Annotated in this window: 1 protein-coding gene; it reads right to left on the bottom strand. The window is 54.5% G+C overall.

Annotation, left to right across the window (positions count from 1 at the left end; all coding sequences use genetic code 11):
• Positions 1 to 108: 108 nt before the first annotated feature.
• Positions 109 to 546, bottom strand: coding sequence for an IS110 family transposase (locus tag VB777_RS02595; protein WP_323246907.1), 438 nt, complete (start codon positions 544 to 546; stop codon positions 109 to 111).
• Positions 547 to 1,079: the final 533 nt, after the last annotated feature.

Here is a 1,079-nt window from a genome sequence, read left to right as displayed (position 1 = left end):
CCATCCGAAGAGGCGAGGAGCGACTCCTGAGCAGTCAACCGGTTGCAGCCTGAGCAACACTCAGAGTTCAGCCGAGCTTCCCCACTTTGTTGCCCCGGGGCCTGGTTCTTACTTTCTCAGGAGGCTCGAGCGTAGTTCTGTGATTTTTTGGTCTGGACGAAAGCTTGCTCTCACCAGGCCGTAGCTGTGGAGCTGCTGAAGCCATGGTGCATCGTTGATATCCGTCTTGGGGCCCGGAACATTCTTGGCGTGCCTGGCATTAACAAGAAAGACGTCAATGCCTTTGCCAGAGAGAATCTCGTAAAGCGGAACCCAGTAGATTCCAGTGGACTCCATGGCAATGGTGCTAATTCCAACTGCCAGCAGCCATTCGGCGAGTGCGATCAGATCCTTTGTGAAGCTTGAAAACTTGCGGACGGGATTCGGATCAAGCTCGGCAGGAACAGCAACAACGTGGAATCTACTGCCGATATCAATTCCAGCGGAACGAGGGTTAATGACTTTCAGACGAGCTCGGCGCTTGCCTGCTGAAATTGGTTCTCCCATGGCTTAAGGACTCACTAGGTGATCGGGAGGGCATCAGGCAGGATTCGCGCACTAAAATCAGCAAATTCCTAATCGGGATCGGCCGACTAACTCATTGGTCAGTTGAGCCGTCGCCAGGGCAGGGAGCGCAATTCGAATCCCAGGCCACGTTTGCTTTCGGGGTCAGGCCTCCAAAGATGTCATCGGCCATGGCCCGATGTCCTCATGACCAGAGTGGCAAGGGCGCTCTGGCTTGGCCGTGGGTGTTTCGGGCGCGAGGGCGTACGCGCGTACTGGTTCGTTTGCTGACACAGGGGGGTTGGCCTGTGAACGGAAGATCAGGACCAAGGCATCAGCGAGGAAAAAGAGAGAGGCCTGCATAGAGCCACCACTGACAAAGAACAAACTGCAGGCTTTTCTTTATACAAGGGACTCCTGAAAAAGTCAGATCGACTGCGGCGCAACTTGTTTCAGTGACCGAGACCCGATAAACTGGGCTCGATCAGGGCAATTGACGATTGCTACAACTGCTGAACGCTGCAGATGTACCGAAA

This window comes from Synechococcus sp. CCY9202 (assembly GCF_034931685.1).
GTDB lineage: Bacteria > Cyanobacteriota > Cyanobacteriia > PCC-6307 > Cyanobiaceae > CBW1002.
This window is presented reverse-complemented; position numbering and strand designations above follow the sequence as displayed.

Coding starts and splice junctions, on each gene's coding strand:
- VB777_RS02595 (WP_323246907.1), bottom strand. CDS start 546: ATGGGAGAACCAATTTCAGCAGGCAAGCGCCGAGCTCGTCTGAAAGTC.